At 68.9% G+C, this 5,280-nt stretch carries 6 protein-coding genes and 1 pseudogene; 3 read left to right on the top strand and 4 right to left on the bottom strand.

The window, feature by feature from the left end:
* A pseudogene (locus tag AC08OP_RS20220) lies at positions 1 to 393 on the top strand (SAM-dependent methyltransferase); the annotation flags it as partial.
* Between the two features lie 397 nt (positions 394 to 790).
* Here AC08OP_RS20220 and AC08OP_RS20215 read toward each other — a convergent pair.
* Positions 791 to 1,018: a hypothetical protein gene (locus AC08OP_RS20215; RefSeq protein ID WP_476600792.1), complete on the bottom strand. Its 228-nt coding sequence runs from the start codon at positions 1,016 to 1,018 to the stop codon at positions 791 to 793.
* A gap of 227 nt (positions 1,019 to 1,245) precedes the next feature.
* Positions 1,246 to 2,337, bottom strand: coding sequence for an MFS transporter (locus AC08OP_RS20210; protein ID WP_476615620.1), 1,092 nt, complete (start codon positions 2,335 to 2,337; stop codon positions 1,246 to 1,248).
* Positions 2,338 to 2,522: 185 nt separating this feature from the next.
* On the opposite strand from AC08OP_RS20210, the gene AC08OP_RS20205 reads away from it, so the two are divergent.
* Entirely contained in the window at positions 2,523 to 2,933 is a 411-nt protein-coding gene (locus AC08OP_RS20205; RefSeq protein WP_476615619.1) for a TetR/AcrR family transcriptional regulator C-terminal domain-containing protein, read from the top strand.
* Here AC08OP_RS20205 and AC08OP_RS20200 read toward each other — a convergent pair.
* A complete protein-coding gene (locus AC08OP_RS20200; RefSeq protein WP_476615618.1) occupies positions 2,930 to 3,154 on the bottom strand; it encodes a hypothetical protein in 225 nt (74 codons plus the stop codon). The two genes, AC08OP_RS20205 and AC08OP_RS20200, sit on opposite strands and share 4 nt — an antisense overlap.
* A 176-nt stretch (positions 3,155 to 3,330) precedes the next feature.
* Positions 3,331 to 3,981 (bottom strand): IS4 family transposase, encoded by a 651-nt coding sequence (locus AC08OP_RS20195; RefSeq protein WP_476615617.1) that lies wholly within the window; start codon positions 3,979 to 3,981, stop codon positions 3,331 to 3,333.
* 671 nt (positions 3,982 to 4,652) lie between these two features.
* Here AC08OP_RS20195 and AC08OP_RS20190 point away from each other — a divergent pair.
* Positions 4,653 to 5,213, top strand: coding sequence for a hypothetical protein (locus AC08OP_RS20190; protein ID WP_476615616.1), 561 nt, complete (start codon positions 4,653 to 4,655; stop codon positions 5,211 to 5,213).
* Positions 5,214 to 5,280 lie beyond the last annotated feature (67 nt).

Below are 5,280 nucleotides of genomic sequence, written 5' to 3'. Positions count from 1 at the left end.
GTCTGGATCTGGGAGGGTGTCGTGCCCTACCTCACCCGGGGCCAAGTCGCCGCCACGACCCGGGTCGTCGCGGGGCGCTCGACCCCGGGAAGCCGCCTGATCGTTCACTACCACACGCCGACGCTCTCGGCGCTTCTCGGCCGGCTGGCGGCACGGGTGCTAACCATCGTGTCACGGCGCCCCGATCCCCTGGCCCGCGAACCCAACCGCTCGGCATGGACCCCCGCCGCGATGCGTCGGATGCTTGCCGCCCACGGCTTCACCGTCCGCCGCGACGACGACCTGCTCACGCTCGCCCGGTGGCTGGCGGTGCCGGTCCGGCACCGCCAGTCGCTGCGCAACGGCCACGTCGTCGTGGCCGACCTCCTCGTGGCCGACCCCGGCATGGTCTGACCCGGCATGGTCTGACCCGACACGGTCTGGCGCCACCTCGCGCGCTCCGCTCACCCGGACCGATCCGCCCGTCACCCTGATCCGCCCGTCACCCTGATCCGCCCGTCACCCGATCTACTTACAGTACGTAGTTCCCTCGTGGGTTTCGGTTGGGGTTGACCGGGGATGATGCCCATGGCACCCGTGCGGGAAACCCGACGAGACCGCACTCGGCGATCGTGGCGACCGACCGGCAAGACACTGCGGACCGTACACCGGTCGGTCGTCTCCGCGGCCGGTCACCTGCCGTCCCGGGGTACCGGGCGCCCGGTGGGCAAGGGGAGCATCCAGGCGCTGATCGGACCGGAGGAGGCAGATCACCGGGGCACGTCACCGGAGGAGGTGGGGAGGGGTCGGGTCAGAGCCGGTTGCGTAGCAGCTGCTTGCCCTCCTCGGCGCCCTTGCGGCTCTCGTTTTGCGCCCGGCGGAACAGGCTCGCCAGTTCTTGGTCGCCGTCGCGCTCGGCGTCGCCGATGTAGGTCTCCAGCCGCAGCGCGTTGCTCAGGCACCTCTCCGTGAACCACAGCAGGTCGTACTGGGCGTCCTTCGTGCCGGTGACGTTCCCGGTCTCGGCTGTCGTGGTCATTTGATCGGCTCCCTTCATCGGGGTCTGCGGATACGGATCCTTCGGAGTACCAGTTCCCGCACGGGCCGCTCTTACCCGTCTGTCCGTCCGTGCCCCTCTGTCCGTCTGTGCCCGTCTGTCCGTCCGTGCCGCCGGAGAAACCGAACGGCGGCATCGAGGCGACAGTCTGGACCGACAGCCCGGACCGCGGAGAAGGGCGAAACCCACGAGGTCCGGGCCGCGCTGATTCAGCTGGCCGGGTCGGCGGATCGGCGTCCGGGCAGGTACCAGACCGCGAGGCCGATCAGGACGGCGACCGCGGCGATGACCGCGCCGCCCAGGAAGGCGCGCGCGGCGCCCGTGGCGACGCCGTCCGCGCCGGTGAACAGGGTCAGCAGGACGGCGAGGCCGAGGGACCCGCCGACCGACAACGCGGACTGGAGCACGGCGGAGGTGACACCGACATCCTCGGGAGCGGTCTGCGACAGGACGATGAGGTTGAGCGGCACCACGGCCGCCCCGGCGCCCGCGCCCAGCAGGATGATCGGGGCGAGGACATCGACGGCGTAGCGGCTGCCGGCGTCGAGCAGGCTGAGCCAGAGCATCGCCAGGATGATCACGGTGAAGCCGATGAGGGCCAGCGCCCGCGGGTTCAGGTGGGCGAGGATCCTGGGCACGGATCGGGCGGTCAGCAGCAGGGACACGCCGAACGGCAGGAACGCGAGCCCCGTGACGAGCGGCTCCAGGTCGAGGACCCGCTGGAGGAACTGGGTCAGGAAGAATAGGAAGCTCGTCAGCACGAACGCCATCAGCAGCAGGTCGACGAACGCGCCCGCCCGGCCCCGGTGGGTGAGCACCCGCAGGGGGAGCAGGGGCGACGCCGCCCGCGACTCCCGCAGCGTGAAGCCCGCCAGGACCACCACACCGCCCGCCAGACCCGCGACGGCTCCCGGGTCCGTCCAGCCCGAGTCGGCGGCCCGCACGAAGCCGAACACCAGGGCCGTCATGCCGAGCACCGACAGGACCGCCCCCGCGAGGTCCAGGGCCGGCCGATTGGCCGCCCGAGGAGCGGGGGGCACCACCCGGGCGGCGAGCACCGCGACGGCGAGGCCGATCGGAGCGTTGATCAGCAGCGTCCCCCGCCAGTTCGTGAGGTCGGTGAGGATCCCCCCGAGCACCATGCCGGCGGACGCCGCGAGCCCCGTCACCGTCGAGTAGACGGCGAACGCCCGTTGCTGGCGCACCCCGGTGAAGGTCGTCGCGAGCAGCGCGAGCCCCGCGGGGCCAGCCAGCGCCGCCCCGCCGCCCTGCAGGACACGGCCGGTGAGCAGCAGGCCCACGCCCGGTGCGAGTCCCGCGAGCAGGGACGCGGCGGCGAGCCGGCGGACAGGCCCAGATCCGTCTGAAGATCGGGTAGCGTGACGGTGACGATCGTGCCGTCGAGCTGAAGCATGAACTCGGCGCCGACGATCGCCGCGAGGACGAGGCCGAGCACTCCCGGGGTGTTCTGCTCCAGTGCTGGCTGTTGATCCTGGAATGCCAGCTCAGCGATGAGGGCTGGGCGTTGCAGCGGTTGCTGTACGCCGAGGCCCCCCACATGCCCGACCTGTACGACGAGGTGGTGTCGCTCGGGGGGCAGCCGGTCGTGAACGCCTTGGCCGGATGGCTCGCGCGGCTGGCGAACCGCGGGCATCTCGACGTCGATGATCCCGAGAGCGCCGCGAGCCAGTTCATGTCGCTCGTTGCCGGAGACCTCCCGGCGTTGTCGGCGTTGGGCACCCGGCCCATCCGCCCGGTCGACCTCGACGACGCCGTACGCATGGGCGTGCGGACCTTCCTGCGGGCCTTTGCGACCCGCCGGCACGCGCGGCCCGCCCGCTCGCGTCCGCCGCTCGCGGCGAGCCACCCGCCGTCCGGTCCTCTCCCTGTCGACTAACTGGCGGGGCTGTCTGGGTTATCTGGGCTGTCTGGGCCGGTGGGGTCGGCTGCGACGTCCTGCTTCGTGAAACGTGAAATGGTTGGGGGGATCGGCAGACCGAGGGACTCACGGAAGGTTCCGCCGGTGTACTCGCGCTGGGTCAGCCCGCGTTCCTGCAGGATCGGGACCACCAGCTCGACGAAGGCCTCCAGACCCAATGCCGCTGAATTAAGCGACACGCGGGAGCGTTACGGTTGGTGGCCCGACGTGACGGGTGGTGATGTGGGTATCGCGTTTAACGAGATAGCTGTTGTGGCGGGCTCGTTTGATGACTCGGGGGCAGGTGCGGTGGCGGATCGGGTTCTTCCGGCGGCGGAGGTCGCGGTGGACGCGGGTGAGGGTTTTCTCGTGGTCGTCAGGGGGAAAAATCCGCCGGCCCGGTGATCTGGCGGCGGATGACGCGGAGGGCGCGGGTGAAGGAGAGCCGATCAGGGTCTATATCGACTTCTTCGGCCGCGTCGGCCATGACTTTTCGGATGGCGTGGTGGGTGAGGAGCATGGCCCAAACTTCCTGGCGGACCATTTCTGGGGTTTTCGAGCGGAGGACACGTCCGTTCCCACGCTGGCTAGTCTTGAGTCCCCCGATGCTGATTTCCTCCTGCCAGCGCTCGCTGTAGGCGGCGGCGAGCAGCGGTGCGGGAGTGTCGGTGGGGTCAAGCACAGTGGTGATCAGACAGATGATTTCTTTTACGTCGCCGTCGCCGCGGTCCGGGATTTCGTACTCCACGACGCGGACGGTCATCGCCTCGTCAGGGTCAAGGTCCGCGCCGCGCCGGGCATTCTCCACGAGGGTGCGTCGCCGGCTGGCGGACGGCCCGCCGGCGAGGACGACGGAGCGGTAGGAGCCGTCGGGAAAGCTTTCCAGCACAGGAAGGGTGAGATTCGCCTTGACACGCCACATGAGGTCGGCGCCGGTCTCCGTGGCGGCACGCCACAGCTCATAGCCGTAGAAATTACGGTCGGCTATGACAAGCATGCCGGGTTCCAGCCGGCTTAGTAGTTGCATTGAAATAACTTGATTATTGAGCCTTTTCAGTGCGCCCAGCAGACTGGAGGTGACGCCGTGTAGACGGCTGATCTACCTGTCGTAAGCTCGTCGTCGCTTGCCGGTGGAAGTCCGGTCCGGGTAGCTGCCAGGAGGCCCGGTAGCAGGCTGGCGGCTTCGTCTGGAAACGGGCGGGGTCGAAGCCCAGCGTCAAAGGCCCTGCGAGGGGGAGCGACAGTGCGGTCCGCAGCATAAAGCGAAGCCTGCGGCGTCGTTACTCAGCCCGTTCTTTGAGCGGGACAAGGGAGTGCCGAGCCCTTCGGAATCGGGGCGAAGGCCATGGAAGCGGCGAAGATCATGGAATTGCAGCCGTGAGGAACTCCTCGGCGTATGGGGCGCGGAACGTACTGATAGTGGCGGCGGGAACTGGGGAGGCCCTCCCCGGCCTGGCAGGCTGCGGAAATCTGCCGGAGAGCCGTGCCCTATAACCGGTGATCCCGGGAAGTGGGTGGCGGGCCGGGTGGGCGTCGGAGGCGGCCATATTACCGATCGAGCCGACCGGACAGCATAACCGGCGGTGAGGGGAAGGGCCGCTGCTTCGTCGATGCGTGCGGTTGGAAAGGAGGGGCCCGGTGAGTGCCATGGTTGCTAGTCCCGCCGCTGGTGGATCCCGTGGGGATTCGGTCCGTGCCTTGCAGCACACGCTTTACCGGACGGCCAAGGCCGATCCCGGACGGAGGTTCCATGCGCTCTCGGACAAGGTCCACCGTAGGGACGTCCTGGAGCGTGCGTGGGTTCAGGTGCGCGCCAACAAGGGGGCATCTGGCGTCGACCACATCACGGTGGCCCAGGTCGAGGAGTACGGGGTTTCCCTGCTCCTGGATGATTTGGCCGCCGAGCTGCGGGAAGGAAGGTATCGGCCGCTGCCGCTTCGGCGGGTCTGGATCCCGAAATCTGGGGTGAAGGGCGGGTTCAGGCCGCTGTCGATTCCCGCTGTTCGTGACCGTATCGTGCAGACAGCTACCAGGATCGTGCTCGAGCCGGTCTTCGAGGCTGACATGGCCGAATGTTCGTTCGGGTTCCGCCCGCGGCGTTCGGCGCACGACGCCCTGCGGGCTCTCGTCGAGGAGTGCGCGCGGGGCAGGCGGTGGGTGGTGGAGACGGATATCGCCTTGAACGGGCGCCGGCTCCAGTCGTTCCGCCATCTGGCGGCGGCGATAGTTGGCCGGGCGGTGGCCGGAGGGGTGCCGTAAATAGAGAAGTCCCCGGTAGATCACCGGGTGTCTACTCCACTGTGCCCTTGACCGAGGACTTCCGTTG

The organism is Frankia sp. CeRuru1 (genome assembly GCF_977966315.1).
The sequence above is the reverse complement of the archived record's forward strand: the minus strand, read 5'-3'. Positions and strand labels throughout refer to the sequence as shown.

What these genes read in the sequence shown, in the direction of transcription:
- AC08OP_RS20215 (WP_476600792.1), bottom strand. Translation starts at nt 1,018, where the DNA reads ATGACCACGACAGCCGAGACCGGGAACGTCACCGGCACGAAGGACGCC.
- AC08OP_RS20195 (WP_476615617.1), bottom strand. Translation starts at nt 3,981, where the DNA reads ATGCAACTACTAAGCCGGCTGGAACCCGGCATGCTTGTCATAGCCGAC.